17 protein-coding genes are annotated in these 23,502 nt (G+C 72.9%); 13 read left to right on the top strand and 4 right to left on the bottom strand.

The genetic code is table 11. The features are described from left to right. Positions 1-1,259 (bottom strand): AfsR/SARP family transcriptional regulator (locus BCD48_RS54195; RefSeq protein WP_274536591.1); only part of this gene is annotated, 1,259 nt, incomplete at its 3' end. Positions 1,260-1,655: 396 nt separating this feature from the next. On the opposite strand from BCD48_RS54195, the gene BCD48_RS29525 reads away from it, so the two are divergent. Continuing rightward, entirely contained in the window at positions 1,656-2,054 is a 399-nt protein-coding gene (locus BCD48_RS29525; RefSeq protein WP_071051666.1) for a VOC family protein, read from the top strand. Positions 2,055-2,289: 235 nt separating this feature from the next. Next, complete coding sequence (locus BCD48_RS56895; RefSeq protein WP_071051665.1) at positions 2,290-2,910, top strand: GlcG/HbpS family heme-binding protein; 621 nt, start codon at positions 2,290-2,292, stop codon at positions 2,908-2,910. A gap of 293 nt (positions 2,911-3,203) precedes the next feature. Here BCD48_RS56895 and BCD48_RS29515 read toward each other — a convergent pair whose 3' ends face one another. Further along, the gene (locus BCD48_RS29515) at positions 3,204-4,550 is read right to left on the bottom strand and encodes an amidohydrolase (RefSeq protein ID WP_071051664.1); all 1,347 of its coding nucleotides are present in this window, start codon (positions 4,548-4,550) and stop codon (positions 3,204-3,206) included. A 907-nt stretch (positions 4,551-5,457) separates the two neighbouring features. Here BCD48_RS29515 and BCD48_RS29510 point away from each other — a divergent pair. Then, entirely contained in the window at positions 5,458-6,675 is a 1,218-nt protein-coding gene (locus BCD48_RS29510; protein WP_241842082.1) for an RCC1 domain-containing protein, read from the top strand. A gap of 612 nt (positions 6,676-7,287) precedes the next feature. Here BCD48_RS29510 and BCD48_RS50830 read toward each other — a convergent pair. Next, on the bottom strand, positions 7,288-7,521 hold the full coding sequence (locus BCD48_RS50830) for a hypothetical protein (RefSeq protein WP_131804122.1): 234 nt from the start codon (positions 7,519-7,521) through the stop codon (positions 7,288-7,290). A 928-nt stretch (positions 7,522-8,449) separates the two neighbouring features. Then, positions 8,450-9,643, bottom strand: coding sequence for a LacI family DNA-binding transcriptional regulator (locus BCD48_RS29500; RefSeq protein ID WP_241842081.1), 1,194 nt, complete (start codon positions 9,641-9,643; stop codon positions 8,450-8,452). 302 nt (positions 9,644-9,945) lie between these two features. Between BCD48_RS29500 and BCD48_RS29495 the strand changes: the two genes are divergently transcribed. From BCD48_RS29495 to BCD48_RS29450, 10 genes are all read left to right on the top strand, one after another. Beyond that, positions 9,946-11,523 carry a sugar ABC transporter ATP-binding protein gene (locus BCD48_RS29495; RefSeq protein ID WP_071051661.1) on the top strand — a complete coding sequence of 526 codons (1,578 nt, stop codon included), beginning with the start codon at positions 9,946-9,948 and terminating at the stop codon, positions 11,521-11,523. Continuing rightward, positions 11,520-12,566 carry an ABC transporter permease gene (locus BCD48_RS29490; protein WP_198543446.1) on the top strand — a complete coding sequence of 349 codons (1,047 nt, stop codon included), beginning with the start codon at positions 11,520-11,522 and terminating at the stop codon, positions 12,564-12,566. The genes BCD48_RS29495 and BCD48_RS29490 overlap by 4 nt, the downstream gene beginning before the upstream one ends. After that, positions 12,556-13,710, top strand: a complete 1,155-nt coding sequence (locus BCD48_RS29485) for an ABC transporter permease (RefSeq protein WP_241842080.1) — start codon at positions 12,556-12,558, stop codon at positions 13,708-13,710. Before BCD48_RS29490 ends, BCD48_RS29485 begins: the two co-directional genes overlap by 11 nt. Positions 13,711-13,976: 266 nt before the next feature. After that, a complete protein-coding gene (gene rhaS, locus BCD48_RS29480) occupies positions 13,977-15,059 on the top strand; it encodes a rhamnose ABC transporter substrate-binding protein (protein ID WP_071051660.1) in 1,083 nt (360 codons plus the stop codon). 223 nt (positions 15,060-15,282) lie between these two features. Continuing rightward, complete coding sequence (locus BCD48_RS29475; protein ID WP_071051659.1) at positions 15,283-15,603, top strand: L-rhamnose mutarotase; 321 nt, start codon at positions 15,283-15,285, stop codon at positions 15,601-15,603. Between the two features lie 222 nt (positions 15,604-15,825). Further along, positions 15,826-16,995, top strand: a complete 1,170-nt coding sequence (gene rhaI, locus BCD48_RS29470; RefSeq protein ID WP_071051658.1) for an L-rhamnose isomerase — start codon at positions 15,826-15,828, stop codon at positions 16,993-16,995. Between the two features lie 142 nt (positions 16,996-17,137). Continuing rightward, entirely contained in the window at positions 17,138-18,685 is a 1,548-nt protein-coding gene (locus BCD48_RS29465) for an L-fucose/L-arabinose isomerase family protein (RefSeq protein ID WP_241842079.1), read from the top strand. 88 nt (positions 18,686-18,773) lie between these two features. Then, on the top strand, positions 18,774-20,885 hold the full coding sequence (locus BCD48_RS29460; RefSeq protein ID WP_241842078.1) for a bifunctional aldolase/short-chain dehydrogenase: 2,112 nt from the start codon (positions 18,774-18,776) through the stop codon (positions 20,883-20,885). Positions 20,886-21,072: 187 nt separating this feature from the next. Next, entirely contained in the window at positions 21,073-22,587 is a 1,515-nt protein-coding gene (locus BCD48_RS29455; protein ID WP_071051657.1) for a rhamnulokinase, read from the top strand. A gap of 4 nt (positions 22,588-22,591) precedes the next feature. Beyond that, positions 22,592-23,377, top strand: coding sequence for a (Fe-S)-binding protein (locus BCD48_RS29450; RefSeq protein ID WP_071051656.1), 786 nt, complete (start codon positions 22,592-22,594; stop codon positions 23,375-23,377). The last annotated feature ends 125 nt before the right edge of the window (positions 23,378-23,502 follow it).

Raw genomic sequence — 23,502 nt, 5'->3', positions numbered from 1 at the left:
GCCCCGACCTGGGCGAGCACGTGCTCAACCGACCGCAGCTCCGCGTCCCGCCCGACCAGGCCGTCCGCGGCGGCCACGCTGTCGGGAGGCCGCGGACCAGTCCGTAGGCCCACCTGCGCACCCCGCGGGGCGTCAGCCCGCGCGCCCGCGCGCCGTTCGCCATCAGACCGACCGCTGTCGAGCCGCCGGCCGCCGGCCGCCGGTGCCTCCGCCTCCGCCTCGGCTGACGCCTGGTCTGTCGACGAGGGAGCGGCTGGATGGGTCGCCGACGCCTCGGCCTCGGGCGTCGCGGCCGCGGCTGCCGGCGCCGGCCTGGGCGTAGGGATCGGGGCCGGGGCCGGGGGCAATATCACCGGAGGTGGTGGGGCGACCAGGGCGGCGGCGCGCAGCGCGAGGGCATCGGTCCCGGGACCGACGCCAAGCTCGCGGCGCAGCGCCCGGTCCATCCGCTCGAACTGGCGCAGCACCGCGTGCCGTTCACCGCGGGCGACGTACCCGCGCATAAGCGCCAGGTGGGCCTCCTCGTCCGCCGGGTCCTCGGCGAGCACCCGGTCCCAGCGGCCGGCGGCGCGCAGCAGCCGCAGGTAGAGCAGCCGAAGCCGGTCGCGGTCGGCCTGCGTCCACGGCTCATACAGGTCGTCGGGCAGCAGCGACCCGCCGTAGGCGTCCACCGCGCGCGCCGCCAGCGCCGACTCCGCCGTGGCGGCCCCGTCGCCCCCGCCAGCACCGCCGGACCGCCGGCCGGCGTCGAGCGGGCCGGCGGCGTGTGGATCCCCAGGACGCACGCCGGCAACCGCGTCGGTAGCGGGGCCAGGTCCGACGCCAGGCAGGTTCCGGTTATCGGCCGCGCGGGCGGCGGCACGCGGCGGACGCCCACCGGTGCCGTCAATGCCAAGGGCGCGCTCGGCCAGGTCCTCGAAAACGCGCACGTCGATGGTCACGTCCCGGTCCGGACAGAGCGTGACGACCTCGCCGCGCAGGAGAACTCCCTCCGGGTCGCGCAGCGCGCGGCGAGCGTAGTGCGCCGCCTTGTGCAGCCGAGGCGCGGCCTCGTCGACGGGAACGTCGGGCCAGAGCGCGTCGAGCACTCGCTCCCGGTGCAGCCGCCGCGCTGGCGCCAGCGCCAGCAGCTTCACCAGTGCCGCCGCCTGCCGGCGGCGCCACACCTCCTCGGGCAGCACCTCGACGCGCCCGCGGCCGCCACCGGCCGGGGCGCCCCGCAGCGTCACCTCGAAGCCGCCGAGCAGCTGGATCTCCATCTCGGGCCACCCCAGGACAACCGGTGCCCGTTCAGCCAGCGCCATGACGACGATTGTCGGCCTGGTGAGGCCGGTCCGGCCCGCCGCGAAACCACGACAGCGGTCGCCTTCCCGACACCTTCCGCGCCGACAACCGCCGTATTGCTCCCAGACCACCCACACGAGCTCGACTCACGCAGTCCCCCGACCCACACGAGCGGACCGACGCGAGCCCGGCTCACCCGCACCTTCCCTGGGCCTTCCCCGACGCGGTCGCGGCCCCGACAGGCCCGAAGAAGCTCGGCGGAAGTCGCCTTTCCTAGCTTCAGCGACGTCCGGTTCCGGCACTCCACGCCGGAGCGGCCCGATGAGATTTCTCGACGAGATTCAGACGAGACTCAAGAGAGGAGACGTCCGATGACGTCCTTCCCCGCGGTTACGCACGTCGCCGTCACGGTGACCGACCTCGTGACCAGCGTCCCCTGGTACACCCGTCTGTTCGGCGCCGAGCCGGTGCTCGACGAGGACACCGGTCCGTTCCGCCACGTCGTCTACGCCCTGGACGGCGGGCAGCTGTTCGGCCTGCACCAGTTCCCCGAGGGCACCTGGGCGGGCGAGTTCAGCCCGCGGCGGGCCGGCCTCGACCATGTCGCGTTCGGCTGCGCGGATCGCGCCGAGCTGGAGAGCTGGCGCGACCGGCTGGAGCAGCTGGACATCAAGCACGGCGACATCGTCGACGCGCACTACGGCTCCGGCCTCGCCGTCAAGGACCCGGACGGCATAGCGCTGGAGTTCTTCGCCCCGCCGGCGTCCTGAGCCGGGCGCGTCCTGCCCGCCGGGTGAACACCGCGGTGGTCGTGGCAGCCCTCCTCCCACGACCACCGCTCACCCCGCCGCCAGCTGGGCGACAGGTGTGCCACGTGGCGCACGGCGCCCCGCGGCGCGGACGGATCTAGCGTCGGCGACGGGCAGACCGCCCAGATTCACAGCAGGGCACGGGGGCGGCGCCGACGGGGCGACGAGACCCGTCAGTGGAAGGTGAGGGGGGATCGTGACCTTGTCACTGTCCGACGCACGCCGGGTCATCGCGGCGGGCGAGCGGCGGGCGCGCGAGCTCGGCCAGCCGATGAACATCGCCGTCGTCGACGATGGCGGCAACCTCGTGTCGCACGTACGGATGGACGGCGCCTGGGTCGGCAGCGTCGACGTGTCCATCAACAAGGCGGTCACCGCCCACGCGGGGCGCTCCCGGCCCGCCGAGGAGCGGGTACGCGACCTCGCGGCGGCCAGCGTGTCCCGCTTCCGCGGGCCCGAGCAGGCCGACAACGGGCACCACGCGGACCGTTACCGGTCGGACGGGTTCCACGCGGACCATCCTGACGGGGGCGGGCGCCGCGGGAACGGGCACGACGCGAACGGGCACGACAGGCACGACGAGGGCGGATACGACAAGGGCGGTTACCTCGAGAATGGGTACCGCGGCGGTGCCGGTCGCGGCCACGTCCCCGACGACGACCGGTTCGGCGACGTCAGCGGCCGGGGGCGGGCCGCGAGGCCCGTCGGCGGCGTCCCGCTGATACGCGACGGGCTCGTCGTCGGCGCGGTCGGGGTCAGCGGCGGCACCGCCGACGACGACCAGGCCGTCGCCCGGGCCGCGGCCGCCGCGCTCTGACCGTCCGGCCGCCAGTCCGCCCGGGTCTGGTGCCCTGTCCACGGGATCCGCGCGGGCTCCGCGGATCAGCCGAGCAGTATCGGCTCACCGGGGACGGGCCGCGCCCTGGCGAACGGGCGGCGCCTCCATGATCCGGTGGACTTTCCGGCCTGGAGCAGAGAGGAATCCACCAGATCATGAGGCCGCCCCACAGCCAGGCGCGGCAAGCGGCTGGTCCCGTGGATCTAGAGGGCCAAAGGGTGTGCGAAAATGATCTTCCTTCGCACACCCGGCGGCCGTTGTCCCCAGGATCACTAACGGGGGGCGAGGGCGGCGCGGCGGGCGAACAGCTCCTCCGCGGCGGACTGGGCGCGGGCGCGGACGGCGGCCTCGTCGCAGGTCAGCAGCTCGCCGGCGGCGAGCAGGCGGCGGCCGTCGACCCAGACGCTGTCGACGTCCTGGCCGCAGGACGAGAAGACCAGATGCGCGGCCACGTTGGCGTCCGGTCCGGACAGCAGCGGAGTGGTGTGCAGCTTGCGCAGGTCGACGGTAATGACGTCGGCGCGCTTGCCCGGTTCGAGGCTGCCGGTGATGTCGGCGAGGCCGAGGCAGCGTGCGCCCTCGATCGTGGCCATGGCAAGGATGTCCCACGGGTCGCCGGCGGTCGGGTCGAGGGCGACGAGCTTCTGCAGCAGCGACGCCATCTTCACCTCCTCGAGGAGGTCAAGGTTGTTGTTCTCCTTCTCCCCGTCGCTGCCGATGCCGACGGTGACGCCGGCGGACCACAGCTTCGGGACGGGCGCCGGGCCGGAGGCCAGCTTCATGTTCGACGCCGGGCAGTGGGCGACCCGGGTGCCGGTCGAGGCGATGAGCTCGATCTCGGCGTCGTCGAGCCAGACGCAGTGCGCGACGACCGCCCGTCCGTCCGTGAGCGCGCCGCGCCGGGCGATCTCCGCCAGCGGCCGGTGACCATAGCGGCGCAGCGACTCCTCGACCTCCCAGCGGCTCTCGCTGGAGTGGACGTGCAGGCCGGTGTCGTACTCGGCGGCGAGCGCGGCCGCGTCGGCGAAGGCGCGCTCGGTGCAGTAGAAGAGGTGCTCCAGGCCGACCCAGGAGCGGACCCGGCCGTCGAACGACGAGCGGTGCGCGGCGAGCAGCGCCCGGGTCGAGTCGATCGACTCGAAGTAGTCGTATCCCTCCTCGTCGGCGACATACGGCACGAGCGTGGCCCTGAGGCCGAGCTGCCCGGCGACGCGCGCCGAGCCGTCGAGAAAACGCCACATGTCCATGACCGAGGTGGTGCCGGAACGGACCGCCTCGGCGTAGCACAGCCAGCTCGCCGCCTCGGCGATCTCGGGTGTGAGCGCCCGGTGGGCCGGGTCGACGTAGGTCTGCAGCCAGTCGAACAGGGCGAGCCCCTCGGCCGTCCCGCGTAGCAGGCCGGAGTGCAGGTGGCAGTTGTGCAGCCCCGGCAGCACGGCGAACCCCGCCGCGTCGATCACCTCGACATCGGGCCCGGCCGCCCGCGGGTCGGCGTCGACCTCCTCCACCGTCCCGACGGCGAGGATCTCCGTCCCGTCGAACAGCACCGATCCCGGCTGCAGCAGCGCCCGCCTCGGCGCCATCGGCAACACGACCCCACCCCGCACCAACGTCCTCATGCCGCCTCATTCAGCCCCACCCGCCGGCCCTGGACAACCGACGACGCCCTGATGCGGCGCGAGCCACACCCATGCCCGTCCCATCGGCCACCTGCACGTTCGCGTCCCGGACCTGGGGTCGAGGTGTCGGGATCAGGACAAGTCCGGGTACGGAGGCCGGGGTCCGGCATGATCGCGCCATGACCGCGACCAGATGGCCGAGGTCGGCAGTGGCCGCGGCCGCAGCGAAACGACGAACTGCATAGCAAATGGTGACTCGGGTCATATGCCCGCGCCGGGCTGCTGTGGCGTCGCTTCCACAGAAATAGTACGTACGGGCGACGTTTGATTTGCTCCGGTGCCAGCTCTAGCTGTCGGTTCCTGGGGGGAAGGTCGACCTGGAGGGCGTCCACGCTCAGGGCGTAGTCGTCGTGCTGTCGTGCGAGCTGGTCAGCCGCCTAGAGGGCCAAAGAGTGTGCGAAAATGATCTTCCTTCGCACACCCGGCGGCCGTTGTCCCCAGGATCACTCACAGCGGATCGGCGGCAGGATGAGGTCCTTCGCCCGGCCTGCGGTCCCTTTCGAGCGGATGATGTCCGCGAGACTTGCGACGTCCTCCGCTTCGTCGAGACGCAGGCCTTCTTTGCGAACCGGCCGGCTTTGCGAACCTGCCGGGCGAACCCGCCGCCCCGGCATCTGGCCGGACGAGCCTCCGGACTCAACGCGATCACGCCGCGTCATCGACCGTTCGCGGCGGAGGCCGTATGTCGGGTTCTGGCCGTCTCGCCTCGACTGGACGACACGCTATGGCGCAACACGGGCACGCCTGGTCAACATATCCGCTCGCCGACAACGCTCTGTGTAATAGAAGTAACACACAGAGCGGCCACGGGGGGATGTGGCCTGTCCTTCGGACAGAAAGAGCAGACATGTCTCAGCGACAATGGCGAACAGGGATGTGCTCGGCGGTGCTGGCCGCCGTAGGGGTGATCGTCCTACCCATGGCCGCGACAGCTGCCACGACCGGGCCGGCGGTCCTGACACGGGACAAACCGGCGCCGGCGCCCTTGGTGCTTCCTGGCCAGAGCGGGCTCCCAGGGCCCGGCACAGTACAGGCCTGGGGCGCCAACGGCCAGGGCCAGCTCGGCGACGGCACCACCACGGGCCGCCTGACGCCAGTCCAGACCACGGGCATAGACGAAATCACCGCCGTCGCGGCCGGCGAGAGCACCGGGTACGCGATGGCCTACGGCGCCGTCCAGGCCTGGGGTGACAACTCACACAACGAGCTCGGTGACGGCACCACCACCGACCGCCTGACCCCGGTGCAGGTCAGCGACCTGGTCGATGTGATCGCCGTCGGGGCCGGCGCCCACAACGGGTACGCGGTGCGCAGCGACGGGACCGCCTGGGCCTGGGGGCTGAACAACCACGGCGCCGTCGGCGACGGCACCACCATCAACCGTTCGATCCCGGTCCAGGTCTCCGGCCTGACCGATGTGACCGCCGTCGCCGGCGGTCTGCACACCGGGTACGCGGTGCGCAGCGACGGGACCGCCTGGGCCTGGGGGTTCAACAACGCCGGCGCGCTTGGTGACGGCACTACGACGGACAGCCTGACCCCGGTGCAGGTCTCCGGCCTGACCGATGTGACCGCCGTCGCCGGCGGTGTGTACCGGGGATATGCGCTGCGCGGTGATGGCACGGTCTGGGCCTGGGGATCCAACAGCTTCGGCGCGCTTGGTGACGGCACCACGACGAACAGCCTGACCCCGGTGCCGGTCGCCGGCCTGACCCAGATCATCGCCATCGCGGCTGGCAGCAACAGCGGGTATGCGCTGCGCGGGGACGGCACGGTCTGGGCGTGGGGGTACAACTACGAAGGCCAGCTTGGTGACAGCACCACGACGAACAGCCCGACCCCGGTCCAGGTCTCCGGCCTGACCGGGGTCACCGCCATCGCGGCCGGCGCCTACACCGGGTATGCGCTGCGCGGTAACGGCACTGTGTGGGCCTGGGGATCCGGCGCCGGCGGCGCGCTTGGGAACGGCACCACCACCAACCGCCCGACCCCGGCAAAGGTCACCGGCCTGCACGACATCAGTGCGATCGCCGGCGGCGGCCTCAGCGGGTACGCGGTGTACTGAGACGGGCCTCGCACCCGTCCGGGCGCACCACCCGCTGACCGGATGACTACAGCGGACTCGCTGCTACCCGGCCTGTCACCCGGGTAGCAGCGAGAATCCAGGAATCGCGACGGGAACCGGCCGCTGCGTCAGCTGCGCGACGGCTTCAACGACCGTCCCGCGAATTTCCCCGCCGCAATAGCCCTCTGCGGCCTGCGGACGTACGTGCCTATAAGGCCGCTTCGGGTGGCGACCCGAACCGTCGGGGCACGGCGAGCCCGTTCAATGTGAAAGTCGAGTCGCTGCGGCTCGGTGACTTCACCGAGGACGAGGTGCGGGAACTCTACGGGCAGCACACCGCCGAGACCGGCCAGTAAGTCACCCGGTTGGCACGCCACCGCGACGAAAACCACGCCGCCGGCCGGCGCGAGCGAGCCGGTGGATTCTCGCCGCACCCGGGATTCTGGCCCGCCGACCCTGGCAGATTCTGACCCGGCGCGGCGGCACGAGTTCGGTCGGTGTGGGTTCGGGGCACGACGAGGCGGCCTTCGCGGGAGCCGCGAAGGCCGCCTCTGCGCATCATGGGCGGACGGAAAACCGGCTAACGTAACAGGTATCTTCCGTCAGGTCAGGTCAGGCGAGGTTCACGGTGAGGATGGTGTCGCCCGGGGCCGGCGGACGATCCACGACGAAGGTGTTCTGGAAGTTGGCGGCGGGAACCGAGCAGCTGACCGACGCCCTGGCCTTCTTGCCGAACGGCGGGACGTTGGACAGGGTCACCGAGTACACACCGGTCGGCCCGACCCCGGTGGTCCGGTTCTCGACCGGTGGGTCGGTGTTGATCGAAACAGCCGTCGGAACACCCACAGCACACGTCGCGACGCCCCGGATCGTAACCGTCGGATCGTTCAGGTCCGCGCTTGCCGGCACCGCCGCCGCCACGGCCAGCACGCCGGCCGTTCCAACGGAAGCCAGAAGCCCTGCCGTTCGATGGATTCGCATAGGAGAACCTCTCTTTCAAGATGTGTCCCCTGAGTTCTCTGTCCGTCCGGTCGAAAGGCTACCCGGAGCAATGCCGCGCCATGTATTTCGGCGAACACTTTCTGTCGCACAATTCCGGAAGTCCCGGCGGGCACGGGGATCGGGCGAACGACAGCGAAAAGGGCCAAGGCCGGCGCGGGCCCGCATGGTCTTGTCAGCCGATGTCGCCGTTGTCCGACTCCCCGCGACGGCGCGATGCATGGGCCACACGGTCACCCACAGGGCCTTTTGCCCCTCACTGGTGTCACACAGCGTGACTACTGCCGCCGGTGGACTCCGCGAGCAGATACCAGCTCCGGGCGCAGGCGAACACCCGCGGTTCGCCTGTCAATGGCTGGACCGCCGGCACGAGGAGAGGTCTGAGGGTCTTCTCCTGAAGAATCCGCCGTCGTTTTTGTCCGTGCCACGAACTCGCGGACGAAAGCCGGTATCGAGTTCGTTACCGACGCCCGTCCACCTGTCAGACCCGCCACGTGTATGAACGGGTGGCCGGGCGGCGCGCCGCGGATGGTGCCCAGTGGGTCTGCGAAGGCATCTCTCCGCGAAGGCATCGATGCCGGCGGCAGTGCCCCGCCCGGCGCCGCCTGCCGCCTTGGCACCCGCACCGCCACCTGCCTCTCCTGAACCGACCCGGGGCAGTCCGGCTGGCGGCCGAGGCCCACGAGGCCTCGGCACGCACGGAGGGCAGGGGCGAAGGCCTGTCCCGCCCTCGACGGACAAACCCACCCGGCAACGGGAACGCTCACCGCGCCGGTCAGCCGACGGTGGAGGCGCGGGCCGCAAGCTCAGGGGTGAACTGGACGGCCTGGTGCTCGTGGGCCGGGTTGTTGGCCTCGTCGAGGAGCAGTTCGGCGGCGGTGCGGCCGAGGAGGTAGCGGGGCTGGCGGACGGACGTAAGCGGGACGGCGGCGGCCGCGGCGAAGTCGATGTCGTCGTAGCCGACGATCGCGCAGTCCCCGGGGACGGCGACGCCGAGGCGCACGCACATCTGCAACAGCCCGAGCGCGATCAGGTCGTTCGCGCAGAACGCGGCGGTGGGACGGCGCGCGGCGGGCAGACCGACGAGCCGTTCGGCGGCGCCCCGGCCTTCGGCGACGGTGAGCGCGCCGGTTGCGAGCACGGTCAGCCGGTCCGGCGGCAGGCCGGCGCGTTCCAGGGCGCGGAGCGCGCCGGCGCGCCGGTCGCGGACCTGGTTGAGGGTGTCCGGACCGCCGATGAACGCGATGCGCTCGTGGCCGCGCTCGAGCAGATGGGTGGCGGCGAGCTCGCCGCCGAGGACGTCGTCGACGGACACCGAGCAGCCTTCGCCGGCGCCGGCGACCCGGTCGACGAGCACGACCGGGGTGCCGCGCGCGGGCAGGGTGCGCAGCCGTTCGTTCACCGCGTCGACCGGGGTGATGAGCACGCCCTGGACGCGCTGCTCCAGGAGCAGGTCCAGGTAGCGGGCCTCGCGGGCCGCGTCCTCGCCGCTGTTGCACAGGAACACCGACAGGTCGGCGGCCGCGGCTACCTCCTCGATCCCGGTGGCGACGTCCGTGAAGAACGGGTTCGACGGGTCGAGCATCACATAGGCGAGGATCCGGCTGCTGCCGGCGCGCAGCGCCCGTGCCGACTCGTTGCGGACGAAGCCGAGTTCCTCCATCGCCCGCTCGACCCGGGCCCGGGTTCGCGGGCTGACCAGCTGCGGCCGGTTCAGGACATTGGACACCGTGCCGAGCGACACCGCCGCCGCCGCCGCAACCTCCTTGATGCCGGCGGCGCGGCTGACGCTCACCGCCCGGCCCGTACTCGTGACGGGCGTGCCCGCGACAGGCCGGCCCGCTACGGGGCTCGAGCCGGACAGGCGGGCCGAGGAAGGCTGCGCCGGCACGGCGGACCGCGCAGGCACGGCTGCCGCCACGCGAGAGCGCTCGCCGCCCTCGGGTGGTGCCTGCTCGGCCTCGTCCACGCCGCTCCCCGAATCCTTGAAACGTGCCAGCTGAACTGCGCCAACGGAACCGTGCCAACCGCGCCATGCCAACCGAGGAACCACGCCAGCTGGGGAAGCACGCGAATCGAGGAACCGCGCCAACCCCACCGCGCCGACGAGGCACCGATGCACGTCGCCTGACGAGCGGATAGTACAGAACGGCCCCCGCGGCGACACAACCGAAGCGCCCAACCGGGCAGTAACCCGGACCTTGACACCGTTCGGGACGCCAGCTAAGTTGCGCTGGTCACAGCATTGAAACCTTTCATTGAAGGGGTGAGATGCCCGCAGAGCAGGCGCCGTTGTTAGCGGTGCGCGACGTCTCCAAGTCCTTCGGGGCAGTCGCCGCGGTGCGCGACGTCTCGTTCCCTCTCTACGCAGGCGAGGCGCACGCCCTGGTCGGCGAGAACGGCGCCGGCAAGTCCACGATCGTCAAGATGCTCGCCGGGGTACACCGCCCCGACACCGGCACGATCGAGATGGACGGCGCCCCGCTCGCGCTGAGCTCCCCCGCCGATGCCAGGGCCGCCGGTATCGCGGTGATCTACCAGGAGCCCACGCTCTTCCCCGACCTGTCCGTCGCCGAGAACATCGCGATGGCGAAGCCACCCCGCGGCCGGTTCCACGCGATCGACCGGGCACGCATGGTCCGGGACGCGACGGCCCTGTTCGAGCGGCTCGGCGTGGACATCGACCCGGCCCGGCCGGCGCGAGGCCTGTCGATCGCCGATCAGCAGCTCGTCGAGATCGCCAAGGCGCTGTCCGCGGACGCCCGCGTGCTCGTGATGGACGAGCCGACGGCCGCGCTGTCGACCGTCGAGGTCGAGCGCCTGTTCACCGTCGCTCGCTCGCTGCGCGACCGGGGCGCCGCCGTGCTGTTCATCTCGCACCGGTTCGAGGAGATCACCGCGCTGTGCCAGCGGGTAACCGTCATGCGCGACGGCCGGCACGTCTCGACGGACCCGCTCGCCGGCTTGACCGTCGACGACCTGGTCCGCAGGATGGTCGGCCGCGACCTGTCCACGCTCTACCCGCGGCGGTCGACGACCCCGGGCGACGTCGTGCTGGAGGTCGACGGCCTGCGCCGCGACGGCGTCTTCCGGGATGTCTCCTTCCAGGTGCGCGCGGGCGAGATCGTCGCACTCGCCGGCCTGGTCGGTTCCGGGCGTTCCGAGGTCGCGCAGGCGGTCTTCGGCGTCGACCCCCGCGACGCGGGCACCGTTCGCGTCCACGGCCGCCAGCTGCGCGCGGGGTCGCCGCGCGCGGCGATGGCCGCGGGGCTCGCGCTGGTGCCGGAGGACCGGCGGCTGCAGGGCCTGGTCATGGACGCCTCGATCGCCCGCAACGTCACCCTGCCGCGCTCCGGGGCGCTCGCCCGCCTCGGGCTGCTCTTCGGCGGCGCCGAGCGGCGCGCGGCCGCCGAATGGACGGCCCGGCTGCAGACGAAGTACGGCCGGCTGGCCGACGCGGTGTCGACCCTGTCGGGCGGCAACCAGCAGAAGGTCATACTCGCCAAGTGGCTCGCGACTCTGCCCCGGGTCCTGATGGTGGACGAGCCGACCCGCGGCATCGACGTCGGGACGAAGGCCGAGGTGCATCGGCTGATCTCCGGTCTCGCCGAGGACGGCGTCGCCGTCCTGATGGTCTCGTCCGAGCTTCCAGAGGTGCTGGGCCTGGCCGACCGGGTGCTGGTGATGCGGGAGGGCCGGCTGGTCGCCGAGCTCGACCGCGCGGACGCCACCGAGGAGTCCGTGATGTTCGCCGCTGTCGGCCAGCGGAAGCGGGAAGCCGCGACGACCGGGGCGACCTCGGCCGCGGGCGAGCAGCCGGCGGAGAAGGGCGTGGAGGTCGCACTGTGACCACCGTTGAGGACTCCGTCCGGACGATGCCGGCGCGCGCGATGCCCGCGCGGACGTCCGTACTGGAGCGGGTGCTGCGGGCGCGCGAGATCAGCATCGTGCTGGCGCTGGCGCTGCTGGTCCTCGTGACCGCCATCGGCCATCCCAGCTTCGTGCACTCGCAGTCGATCCGCGACATCCTGCTCGGCGCCGCCATCCTGGGCGTGCTCGCGGTCGGCCAGACGATCGTCGTCATCACCCGCAACATCGACCTGTCGGTCGGCTCGGTGCTCGGCCTGTCCGCGTTCGCGGCCGGGACGCTGCTGATGAACCATCCCGGCATGCCGATCATCGTGGCGGTCCTGGTCGGGATCGCTGTCGGCGCGGGCTGCGGCCTGGTCAACGGCCTGCTCGTCCGGTTCGGCGACGTGCCGGCGCTGGTGGTGACGCTCGGGACGCTGTACGCCTACCGGGGCGTCGCCTACCTGTGGGCGGGCGGCAGCCAGATCAACGCCGACGAGCTGCCGGACGGCTTCCTGAAGTTCGGCACCGCGACGGTGCTCGGCGTGCCGTACCTGGTGCTCATCGCCGTCGCCGTGCTCGTCGTCGCCGGCGTCGTGCTGCGGTCCTACCCGGCCGGGCGCCAGCTCTACGCGCTGGGGTCGAGCCCCGACGGGGCGCGGCTCGCCGGCATCCCGGTCGGCCGGCGCACGCTGGCCGCCTTCCTCGCCAGCGGCACCCTCGCGGGCCTGGCCGGCGTGCTGTTCGCCGCCCGGTTCGGCACGGTCGACGCCGCCGCGGGCAACGGCTACGAGCTGAACGTCGTCGCGGCGGTCGTCGTCGGCGGTGTCGCGATCTTCGGCGGCAGCGGCTCGGTGTGGGGCGCGGCGCTCGGGGCGCTGCTGCTCACGACGATCGGCAGCGCGCTGCCCGTGCTCGGCGTCGACCAGTTCTGGCAGCAGGCCATCGTCGGCGCGCTGATCCTGCTCGCGATCGGGATCGACCGGCTGATCGCCGCGCGGGTCGCGGCGGCGCTGAAGAAGAGGGGCTCCCATGTCCGCTGACAGCGACCGGCCGGCCGCCACCGCCACCGCCACCGCTGCCGCTGCTACCGCCGACAGCCTCGCCGACGCCGCGCCGCCCGCGGGTGGCGGCCGCGCCGGGCCGCCGGCCGCGGGCCGGGGAGCGCGGCAAGGCCCGGGAGCACAGCTGGGCCGGCTGGCGAGCTGGGACCTTGGCGTCGTGGTGCTCGCGGTGCTCGTCATCGTCGTCGCCTCCGCGTCGGTCGAGAACTTCGGGACATCGCGCAACTTCACGTTCCTGGTCCTCGACCTGCTGCCGATCGCGCTGATCGCGCTGCCGATGACGTTCGTGATCGTGACCGGCGAGATCGACCTGTCGGTGGCCAGCACGCTGGGCCTGTCCAGCGCGGTGATGGGCAGCCTGTGGAACCACGGGATGACCATCGAAACGATCATCCCGCTGTGCATCGTGCTCGGGGCGGTCCTGGGCGCGGTGAACGGCCTGTTCGTGACGGTGTTTCGGCTGCCGTCACTGGCCGTGACGATCGGCACGCTGGCGCTCTTCCGCGGGCTGGCGCTCGTCGTCCTCGGCGACACCGCCGTCGCCGACTTCCCAGCCCAGTACACGAACTGGGTCACAGGCACCGTCGGCGGCTCCGCGGTGCCGAACGTCCTGATCCCGCTGGCCGCGCTGGCGGTGGTGTTCGCCGTCGTGCTGCACGCGACGCCGGTGGGCCGCTGGGCGTTCGCCGCCGGGGCCAGCGAGCAGGCGGCCCGGTTCGCCGGGATCCGCGTCGGCCGGCTGAAGTTCTGGCTCTACGTCGTGACCGGCGCGGTCGCGGGGCTCGCCGGGGTGCTGTGGACGCTGCGCTACTCCAGTGCCCGCGCCGACAACGGCTCCGGTCTGGAGCTCGCGGTCGTCGCCGCCGTCCTGCTCGGCGGGGTCTCGATCTTCGGCGGCCGCGGCACCCTGCCCGGGGTGCTCGGCGGGGTCGTGCTGCTGGCCGCACTGCAGAACGCCATGCGCCTGTCGGACGTCTCGAACGAGTCCCTGAACGTCGTCACCGGCGCGCTGCTCGTCGTGTCGGTACTCGTCCCGAACCTCATCCGCCGGACCAGGGCCGCGGTCTCCCGCGCCCGACACCGCAGGCCAACGCCCCTCTCTCCACCCTTGCCCGGTTCCTGACCGCCGGGTCACGCCGACCACCCCGCCACCGACCGCCCACCCCACGTCCACCGGGCACCGCCCACAGGCTCCGTTCGACCCGCCCATCGTTGATCACACTAGGTAGTCGTTTGCTACTGGATGTGATCAGAAGGGAGGTCGGCGAACCCGTGGCGACCCATCCGCCTCCACCGCTCCACCGCCTTACCGCCTTACCGCCCGCCAGCGGTCACGGTCACGCCGACCGTCTGGCGGCCAGCGGCCACTCCGAAGGGACTCCCCCAGCCATGCAGCCACGCCGGTCCAGAAAACTCCTCCTACCCGCCGCGGCGTTAGTCGCGCTGACGGTCGGCCTCGCGGCCTGCGGCGGCACGTCGAAGGACGACGCCACCTCCAGCGGCGCCACGTCGGGCGGTGCCGCGGCGAGCGCCAACCCGAACGCGACGCTGAAGACCGGCGTGAAGATGGCGTTCCTGCCGAAGCAGCTCAACAACCCCTACAGCGACATCGAGGTCAGCGGCGGCAAGGCTGCGCTCGGCGACCTCAAGGGCGAGTACAAGCTGGTCGGGCCGAACGACGCGTCCGCGTCGTCGCAGGTCAGCTACATCAACACGCTGATCCAGCAGCAGCAGGACGTCATCGGCATCGCGGCGAACGACCCGAACGCCGTCTGCCCGTCGCTGAAGCAGGCGTCCGCCGCCGGCATCAAGATCGTCGCCTTCGATTCGGACGCGGCGAAGGACTGCCGCGACGTGTTCATCAACCAGGCGACCACGCAGGGCATCGGCGAGGGCCTGGTGAAGATGACCAGCGACCTGGTCGGCGGCCAGGGTGACATCGCGATCCTGTCGGCCACCCCGAACGCGACGAACCAGAACGCCTGGATCGACGTCATGAAGACCGAGCTGGCCAAGCCGGAGTACAGCGGTCTGAAGCTGGTGAAGATCGCCTACGGCAACGACGACGACCAGACGTCGTTCCAGCAGGCGCAGGGCCTGCTGCAGTCGTACCCGAACCTGAAGGCGATCGTCTCACCGACCACGGTCGGCATCGCGGCGACCGCCCGGTACGTGAGCAGCTCCAGTTACAAGGGCAAGGTCGTCGTCACCGGCCTCGGCACCCCGAACCAGATGCGCGAGTACGTCAAGGACGGCACCGTCAAGCAGTTCGCGCTGTGGAACCCGGCCGACATCGGCTACCTGGCGGCCTACGCCGGCGTCGCGCTGGCCTCCGGCCAGATCACGGGCGCCGAGGGCGAGACGTTCACCGCCGGCAAGCTCGGCAAGTACACGATCGGCAAGGACGGCGAGATCGTCCTCGGCCCGCCGACGGTCTTCAGCGCCGACAACATCGACAAGTTCGACTTCTGATTCTGAGCGCGTCTGGCGCGCCGGTCGCCCTGCCCGGGCGGCCGGCGGGCCGGCCTCGCGGCGGCGTGTCCGTCGCGTCGGGCGCGTCCGTCGCGAGGGCCGGGACCGTCGCGGCGGGCGTACCCGGCGCGACGGGCGGGACCGGGCGACACGGCAACCGGCGCCACCGGAGTAACCGGGGCGCGAACCAGCCTGAACGGGACATCGGAGGGAGAAGATCGCCGTGCGGCGGTACTGCTTCACCCTGCGGGTTCGGCCGGACCGCCTGGTCGAGTACGCCGAGCGCCACCGCGCCGTCTGGCCGGAGATGCTCGACGCGCTGCGGGCCGCGGGGTGGCACAACTACTCGCTCTTCCTGCGCGACGACGGCCTGCTCATCGGGTACGTCGAGTCGCCGGACCTGGCCGCCGCACAGGCGGCGATGGCCGCGACCGAGGTGAACACACGCTGGCAGAAGGAGATGACCGATTTCTTCACCGGCATCGACGGCCGCGGCCCCGACGAGGCCATGCAACCGCTCACCGAAGTCTTCCACCTGGACTGACCCCTCCCCATCCTTTCTGTCCGGCCGGACAGACGAGACGACCCGACCGCGCCAGCGCGACCCGAGCGGGCCGGCCGGCGGGCGCCGAGCCCGCCGGACCCGCGGCGGCTTGCCGCGGTCCGGTCCCAGCTGGCCTCGGCTCGGCCCGGTCCCAGTCGTCTACCCACCGACGTCCGCGACGCCGCCCCCGGCGCCCCGACGGCGCCGGACCCAAGGAGCGTGATGACGATGGCGAACCCGACGGATGTTGTGAAGACAGGCCTGCGTTCGCTGCAGATCGAGACCCCGTCATGGGCCTATGGCAACTCCGGGACCAGGTTCAAGGTGTTCCCGCAGCAGGGCGTGCCCAGGACCCCGTTCGAGAAGATCTCGGACGCCGCGCAGGTACACCGGTACACCGGGACCGCGCCGAGCGTCGCCCTGCACATCCCCTGGGACCGGGTCGACGACTACGACGGGCTCGCGGCCTACGCCCGCGACCAGGGCGTCCGGATCGGCGCCATCAACTCCAACGTCTTCCAGGACCCCGACTTCATGTTGGGCAGCGTCACCAACCCGGAGCCGCGCATCCGCCACAAGGCGGTCAAGCACCTGCTGGAATGCGTCGACATCATGGACGCCACCGGCTCGACCGACCTGAAGCTGTGGTTCTCGGACGGCCTGAACTACCCCGGCCAGGACGACCTGCGCGACCGGCAGGACCGGCTCGCAGAGGCGCTGCGCGAGGTCTACGACCGGCTCGGCGAGGGGCAGCGGATGCTGCTCGAGTACAAACTCTTCGAGCCCGCGTTCTACGCCACCGACGTCCCCGACTGGGGCACCTCCTACGCGCACTGCGTCGAGCTCGGGCCGAAGGCGGCCGTCTGCATCGACACGGGCCACCACGCGCCGGGTACCAACATCGAGTTCATCGTCGCGTTCCTGCTGCGCGCTGGCCGGCTCGGCGCGTTCGACTTCAACTCGCGGTTCTACGCCGACGACGACCTGATGGTCGGCTCCGCAGATCCGTTCCAGCTGTTCCGCATCATGTACGAGATCGTCCGCGCCGACGCCCTCGCGGGCGGCATCGCGTTCATGCTCGACCAGTGCCACAACATCGAGCCGAAGATCCCCGCGGTGCTCCGCTCGGTGATGAACGTCCAGGAAGCGACCGCCAAGGCGCTGCTCGTCGACCGGGACGCGTTGCGCGCCGCCCAGCACGCCGGTGACGTCCTCGGCTCGAACGCCATCCTCATGGACGCCTACAACACCGACGTCCGCCCGCTGCTCGCCGAGCTGCGCGCCGACGCGGGCCTCGACCCCGACCCGACCGCCGCCTACCGCCGCTCCGGCTACGCCGAGCGGATCGTCGCCGAGCGCGCGGGCGGCCAGCAGGCAGGCTGGGGCGCCTGAGCCGGACCTGCCAGATCGGCTACGCAAGCTCCGCCGATCCGGCAGGAACCCCGGAGTACGGGGCCGGAGCGCGCGGGCGACGGAGCGAAGCAGACACCCTGACCGGCGCCCGCCCGGCCGCCCCGGAAGGAGGAACCCGACCATGACATCCACGACCACAACCACGGCCACGACCACGAGCGCGGCGACGACCAACGCGCCGACGCCGGCGGCGCCGGGCACGCCGATGGCGCCAGGCGTGTCCGGCCTCGCCGCCGGGCTGGCGCGGGTCACGCCCCGCCCGACCAGGGTGGGCCTCGTGGCCGGCGGGCTCGGCGCCTACTGGCCGCAGTTCCCGGCGCTGCTGCCCAGGCTCCAGCAGTCGGCGCGCGAGGTCTCGGCCCGGCTGTCCGCGCTCGACTGCGAGGTCGTCGACGTCGGCTTCATCTCGGACGCGCAGGAGGGCGCACGCGCCGCCGACCGGCTGCGGGCCGCGGACTGCGATCTGATCGTCGGCTTCCTCACCACCTACATGACCGCGAGCATGCTGGTCCCGATCGCGCAGCGCGCCGGGGCCCCGGTCCTCCTGCTCAACCTGCAGCCGACCGAGGCGATGGACCACGACACCTTCGACACCGGCGACTGGCTGGCCTACTGCGGCGCCTGCCCCCTGCCCGAGATGGCGAACGCGTTCCGCCGCTGCGGCGTCGAGTTCCGGTCCGTCTCGGGCTACCTCGCCGACGAGCGGGCGTGGCGCCGAATCGAGCGCTGGGTACGCGCCGCCGGGGTGCGGGCCGCGCTGCGCACGGGCCGGCACGGCCTGCTCGGCCACCTCTACCCCGGGATGATGGACGTCGCCACCGACCCGACGCTCGTCTCCGCCCAGCTCGGCGGGCACGTCGAGATCCTGGAGGTCGACGACCTGCGAGTCCGCGTCGAGAAGGTGACCGACGCCGAGACCGACGCCCGGCTCGCGCTCGCCCGCGAGGTGTTCACCCTCGACGAGTCGGTCGCGGGCGGGGACCTGCGCTGGGGCGCCCGGGTCTCCGTCGCGCTCGACCGGCTGGTCGACGACTTCGCGCTCGACTCGCTCGCCTACTACCACCGGGGCCTCGACGGCGAGCAGCACGAGCGGGTCGGCGCCGGGCTGATCCTCGGCGCGTCGCTGCTCACCGCGCGCGGCATCCCCGTCTGCGGCGAGTACGAGCTGCGCGCCAGCCTCGCCATGCTGATGTTCGACCGGCTCGGCGCCGGCGGCTCGTTCACCGAGATCCAGGCGCTGAACTTCCGCGACGGCGTCGTCGAGATGGGCCACGACGGCCCGGCGCACCTGGCGATCAGCGCCCGCCGGCCGCTGCTGCGCGGGCTCGGGACCTACCACGGCAAGCGCGGCTGGGGCGTGTCCGTCGAGTTCGACGTCGCCCACGGCCCGGTGACCGCCTTCGGTCTCGGCCAGTTGCGCGACGGCACGTTCCGGTTCATCGCGGCCGAGGGCACGGTCGTCGACGGGCCGCTGCTGCGGATCGGCAACACGACGTCGCGGGTCGACTTCGGGCGCGACCCCGGCGAGTGGGTCGACGCCTGGTCGGCCACCGGCGTCGACCACCACTGGGCACTCGGCACGGGCCACCGCGCCGCCGACCTCGCCGCCGTCGCCGACCTGCTCGGCATCGAGCTCGTCGTCGTCGGCCCCGGCGGCGGCGGCGCGTGACCCGCCCGAAGCGCGGGAGCCGCCCGAAGCGCGGGAGCCAGGCCCGCCAGAACCGGACCCACCAGAACACGAAGGGACTTGGGACACGATGAACGAGCAGCCAGCGCGACCGGCCGCGGCAAGCGGGACCGGCCGCGCCGCCGGGACGGACGCTACGACGGTGGTCGGCGAGCTGCTCGGCCGGTCGAACCGGCTGGGGGCGGACCCCCGCAACACCAACTACGCCGGCGGCAACACGTCGGCGAAGGGCACCGAGACCGACCCGGTCACCGGCGGCCCGGTCGAGCTGCTGTGGGTGAAGGGCTCCGGCGGCGACCTCGGCACCCTGAAGGCCGCCGGCCTCGCCGTCCTGCGCCTGGACCGGCTGCGCGCGCTCGTCGACGCCTACCCGGGCGAGGACCGCGAGGACGAGATGGTCGCCGCGTTCGACTACTGCCTGCACGGCCGCGGCGGCGCCGCCCCGTCGATCGACACCGCCATGCACGGCCTGGTCGAGGCCGCCCACGTCGACCACCTGCACCCGGACGCCGGGATCGCGCTCGCCACCGCGGCCGACGGCGAGCGGCTGACCGCCGAGTGCTTCGGCGATCGCGTCGTGTGGGTGCCGTGGCGGCGTCCCGGCTTCCAGCTCGGCCTCGGCATCGCCGCCGTCGCCCGCGAGCACCCGAACGCCATCGGCGTGATCCTCGGCGGGCACGGCATCACCGCCTGGGGCGCCACGTCGGCCCAGTGCGAGGCGAACGCGCTCGAGATCATCCAGACGGCGGCGCGGTTCCTCGCCGAGCACGGCAAGGCCGAGCCGTTCGGCCCGCCGGTCGCCGGCTTCGGCGCGCTCCCGCCGGCCGAGCGGCGAGCCAGGGCCGCCGCCCTAGCCCCGGTCATCCGGGGGCTCGCGTCCACGGACCGGCGGATGGTCGGGCACTTCACCGACGCCGACGCCGTGCTCGACTTCCTCGCGCACGCCGAACACCCGCGGCTCGCCGCCCTCGGCACCTCCTGCCCGGACCACTTCCTGCGCACGAAGGTCCGCCCACTGGTGCTCGACCTGCCCCCGGACGCGCCCCTCGACGCCGTCGCCGACCGGCTGCGCGCGCTGCACACCGCCTACCGGGACCACTACCGCGCCTACTACGAGCGGCACGCCACCCCCGACAGCCCGCCGATGCGCGGCGCCGACCCGGCGATCGTGCTCGTGCCCGGCGTCGGCATGTTCTCGTTCGGCGCCGACAAGCAGACCGCTCGGGTCGCCGGTGAGTTCTACGTCAACGCGATCAACGTGATGCGCGGCGCGGAGGCCGTCTCGACGTACGCGCCGATCGACGAGTCGGAGAAGTTCCGGATCGAGTACTGGGCACTGGAGGAGGCCAAGCTCGCCCGGATGCCGAAGCCTCGCCCGCTCGCGGGCCGGGTCGCGTTCGTCACCGGCGGCGGCTCCGGCATCGGCCGGGCGATCGCCCTGCGGCTGGCCGCCGACGGTGCGTGCGTCGCGGTGGCCGACCGGGACGGCGCCGCGGCCGAGAAGGTGGCCGCCGAGATCGGCGCCACCGCGGCGCGGCCCGCCGACCGGGCCGTGGCGGTGGCCGCGGACGTCACCGACGAGGAGCAGATCGCCGCCGGGCTCGCCGCCGCGGCGCTCGCGTTCGGCGGCGTCGACCTGGTCGTCAACAACGCCGGGCTGTCGATCTCCAAGCCGCTGCTGGAGACGACCACCGCCGACTGGGACCTGCAACACGACGTCATGGCGCGCGGGTCGTTCCTGGTCGCCCGGGAGGCGGCGCGGATCATGATCGACCAGGGCCTCGGCGGCGACATCGTCTACATCGCCAGCAAGAACGGCGTGTTCGCCGGCCCGAACAACATCGCCTACGGCGCGGCCAAGGCGGACCAGGCCCACCAGGTGCGGCTGCTGGCCGCCGAACTCGGCGAGCACGGCATCCGCGTCAACGGCGTCAACCCCGACGGCGTCGTCCGCGGCTCCGGCATCTTCGCCGGCGGCTGGGGCGCGAAGCGCGCCGCCGTGTACGGCGTCCCGGAGTCCGAGCTCGGCGCGTTCTACGCGCAGCGCACCCTGCTCAAGCAGGAGGTGCTGCCCGAGCACGTCGCGAACGCCGTCTTCGCCCTCACCGCCGGCGACCTCTCCCACACCACCGGCCTGCACATCCCCGTCGACGCCGGTGTCGCCGCAGCCTTCCTCCGATGACCTCGCAACCGACCGATCACCCAACCGCCGACCGCCTGGCCGCGGACCGTCCAACCGCCGCCCTCCCCGCCGCGGCCCTTCCCGCCGCCGGCCGCTCAGCTGCGGCCTTTCCCGCCGCCGGCTGCCCAGCCGGGCCGCCGGCGGCCGGGCCGGAGACGGCCGGGCCGCCGATGGCGGGGAGGGCGCGATGAGTCTGTTCGCCGCCGTCGACCTCGGGGCCTCCAGCGGGCGGGTGCTCGCCGCGCATGTCGGCCCTGGCCGGCTGGAGGCGAGCGAGGTGCGCCGGTTCCCGAACACGCCGCTGCGGCTGCCCGACGGCCTGCACTGGGACGTCGGGCACCTCTACCTCGAGATCCTCGCCGGGCTGCGGGCGCTCGGCGAGGCACACGGGCAGCCGCGCAGCATCGGCGTCGATTCCTGGGCCGTCGACTACGGCCTGCTCGACGGCGCCGGCCGGTTGCTCGGCCTCCCCCACCACTACCGCGACGCCAGGACCGGCGAGGCGGTTCTCGACGCGGTGCACGCCGCGACCTCCCCCTCGGCGCTGTACCCGGCGAATGGGCTGCAGTTCCTGCCGTTCACCACGCTCTACCAGCTCGCCGCCGAGTCGGCGGCGGGCCGCGGCGCGCTGGGCGCCGCGGCGACCCTGCTGCTCATCCCGGACCTGCTGGCCTACTGGCTGACTGGGCAGCGGGCCGCGGAGGTGACGAACGCGTCGACCACCGGCCTGCTCGGCGCGCACGACCGGACCTGGTCGGCGTCGCTCGCCCGGCTCGCGGGGATCCGCCCCGAGATCCTGCCGCCGCTGGTCACCCCGGGCACGGTCGTCGGCGGGCTGCGCCCCGAGGCGGCCGAGGAGACCGGGCTCGCCGCCGGGACACCGGTCACGGCGGTCGGCTCGCACGACACCGCGTCGGCGGTCGTCGGCGTGCCCGCCGAGGGCGAGAACTGGGCCTACATCTCATGCGGCACCTGGTCGCTCGTCGGCGTCGAGCTCGACGCGCCGGTGCTCACGGAGGACAGCCGCGCCGCCCAGTTCACCAACGAGGCGGGCGTCGACGGCCGGACCCGCTACCTGCATAACGTGATGGGCCTGTGGATCCTGCAGGAGTGCCTGCGGACGTGGCGGCGCGCCGGGCACCGGTGGGCGCTGGCCGACCTGCTGGGCCAGGCGGCGGCGCTGCCGCCCAGCGGCCCGGTGGTCGACCCCGACGCCCCCGAGTTCCTGCCACCCGGCGACATGCCGGCCCGCGTCGTCGCCGCGGCCCGCGCCAGCGGGCAGCGCGAGCCGCGGACCCCGGCCGAGATCGTCCGCTGCGTCCTGGACAGCCTCGCCGCCGCCTACGCGCGGGCGGTGCGCGCCGCCGAGCACCTGTCGGGCCGGCGCGTCGACGTCGTGCACCTCGTCGGTGGCGGGTCGCGCAACGAGTTGCTGTGCCAGCTGACCGCGGACGCGCTCGGCCTGCCGGTGCTCGCCGGCCCGGCGGAGGCGACCGCGCTCGGCAACGTGCTGGTCCAGGCCCGCGCCCACGGCGCCTTCGGCGCTCCCGGCGGGCGGCGGGCGGGCGGCGGTGACGTCAGTCTGGAGGCGTTGCGCGCGCTGGTCCGTGCCACGGCCCCGCCGACGCGGTACGAACCGACGAGGACCAGGACGGTCCTTATGCCGAGCCCGCCGTGGCGCGGCGGCGCCGGAGGGAGCTGAGCGGATGCGGATCGGACTGTTCGTCACCTGCCTGGTCGACGGGATGTTCCCGGACGTCGGCGACGCGACCGTGCGGGTACTGGAGCGCCTCGGCCACGAGGTCGACATGCCGCTGGCGCAGACCTGCTGCGGCCAGATGCACATCAACACCGGCTACGCCCGCGAGGCGCTACCGCTGGTGCGCCGGCACGTCGGCGCGTTCGAAGGCTACGAGGCGGTCGTCGCGCCGAGCGGGTCCTGCGTCGGCTCGGTGCGCCACCAGTACGCGACGCTGGCGGCCGCCGCCGGCGACGAGGCGCTGGCCGCGGCCGCCGCCGACCTCGCGTCGCGCACCTACGAGCTGTCCGAGTTCTTGGTCGGCGTGCTCGGCGTGACCGATGTCGGGGCCTACTACCCGCACCGGGTCACCTACCACCCGACCTGCCACTCGCTGCGGCTGCTGCGGGTCGGCGACGCGCCGGCGCGGCTGCTGCGCGCCGTCGCCGGTCTCGACCTGGTGGAGCTGCCGGCCGCGGAGTCATGCTGCGGCTTCGGCGGCACGTTCGCGCTGAAGAACGCGGACACCTCGACGGCGATGCTCGCCGACAAGATGCGCGACGTGCTGTCCACCGGCGCCGAGGTCGTCACCGCCGGCGACTCGTCCTGCCTCATGCACATCGGCGGAGGCCTGTCCCGGCTGCGGACCGGCGTCCGACCCGTTCACCTGGCGGAGATCCTCGCGTCCACGGCCACCACCGCGTCCCCTGTCGCCGCGCCGCCCGCGGCATCCACCGCGCGGGCTGCCCGATGACCCGGCCGGGTGCCGGTCAGGCGCCTGGGCGCCGCCAGGCCGACGACCAGCGGAGCCGGACACGCACAGTGCTGGAGCGTGTGCGGCTGAGCGGGCCGTGGACGGGCGGAACGGGGAAAGCTGGT

Origin of the sequence: Pseudofrankia coriaricola, assembly GCF_001854805.1 — a bacterium.
Lineage (GTDB): Bacteria > Actinomycetota > Actinomycetes > Frankiales > Frankiaceae > Pseudofrankia.
The sequence above is the reverse complement of the archived record's forward strand: the minus strand, read 5'-3'. Positions and strand labels throughout refer to the sequence as shown.

Bases quoted from the DNA above. Each gene is read 5' to 3' on its own strand.
- BCD48_RS29525 (WP_071051666.1), top strand. From the start codon at position 1,656: ATGACGTCCTTCCCCGCGGTTACGCACGTCGCCGTCACGGTGACCGAC.
- BCD48_RS29515 (WP_071051664.1), bottom strand. From the start codon at position 4,550: ATGAGGACGTTGGTGCGGGGTGGGGTCGTGTTGCCGATGGCGCCGAGG.
- BCD48_RS29510 (WP_241842082.1), top strand. From the start codon at position 5,458: ATGTCTCAGCGACAATGGCGAACAGGGATGTGCTCGGCGGTGCTGGCC.
- BCD48_RS29495 (WP_071051661.1), top strand. From the start codon at position 9,946: ATGCCCGCAGAGCAGGCGCCGTTGTTAGCGGTGCGCGACGTCTCCAAG.
- BCD48_RS29485 (WP_241842080.1), top strand. From the start codon at position 12,556: ATGTCCGCTGACAGCGACCGGCCGGCCGCCACCGCCACCGCCACCGCT.
- rhaS (WP_071051660.1), top strand. From the start codon at position 13,977: ATGCAGCCACGCCGGTCCAGAAAACTCCTCCTACCCGCCGCGGCGTTA.
- rhaI (WP_071051658.1), top strand. From the start codon at position 15,826: ATGACGATGGCGAACCCGACGGATGTTGTGAAGACAGGCCTGCGTTCG.
- BCD48_RS29465 (WP_241842079.1), top strand. From the start codon at position 17,138: ATGACATCCACGACCACAACCACGGCCACGACCACGAGCGCGGCGACG.
- BCD48_RS29460 (WP_241842078.1), top strand. From the start codon at position 18,774: ATGAACGAGCAGCCAGCGCGACCGGCCGCGGCAAGCGGGACCGGCCGC.
- BCD48_RS29455 (WP_071051657.1), top strand. From the start codon at position 21,073: ATGAGTCTGTTCGCCGCCGTCGACCTCGGGGCCTCCAGCGGGCGGGTG.
- BCD48_RS29450 (WP_071051656.1), top strand. From the start codon at position 22,592: ATGCGGATCGGACTGTTCGTCACCTGCCTGGTCGACGGGATGTTCCCG.